This is a genomic window from Mesorhizobium sp. M4B.F.Ca.ET.089.01.1.1 (genome assembly GCF_004022605.1).
GTDB classification, from domain to species: domain Bacteria; phylum Pseudomonadota; class Alphaproteobacteria; order Rhizobiales; family Rhizobiaceae; genus Mesorhizobium; species Mesorhizobium abyssinicae.
Map to the genome: position 1 here is coordinate 1 of NZ_RZOS01001526.1, position 408 is coordinate 408.

Genomic DNA, 408 nt, shown 5'->3' on the forward strand with positions numbered 1-408 from the left:
CCCCCATCACCGTAGCGCTCAACAACATCGTCAACGTCTCGATGGGCCGCAAGGAATACAACGTCGACATGGCTGCCGCCATGATCGCCGCGCTTCCGACCCTTTTTGTCTACGTCGTCGCTGGAAGATATTTCGTGCGCGGCCTTACTGCCGGCGCCGTGAAAGGCTGATGCCATGTCAACTCTCGAAATCGATCGTGCTCGCAAACTCTATGGTGAACTCGAAGTTCTGAAGGAGGTCAGCATCTCCATCGGAACCGGTGACTTCCTCGTACTGCTCGGCCCTTCGGGCTGCGGCAAGTCCACGCTGCTCAACATGATCGCGGGGCTGGAAGAGATATCGGGCGGAGAAATCCGCATCGCCGGCAAGGTGGTCAACGACCTCTCGCCGAAAGATCGGGATATTGCG

1 protein-coding gene and 1 pseudogene are annotated in these 408 nt (G+C 58.1%); both read left to right on the top strand.

Annotated features, from left to right (window positions below; genetic code table 11):
- Positions 1-170, top strand: a pseudogene (locus EN780_RS41270) (carbohydrate ABC transporter permease); the annotation flags it as partial.
- Positions 171-174: 4 nt separating this feature from the next.
- The coding region (locus EN780_RS38145) for an ATP-binding cassette domain-containing protein (protein WP_133373041.1) at positions 175-408 on the top strand (234 nt) is incomplete at its 3' end.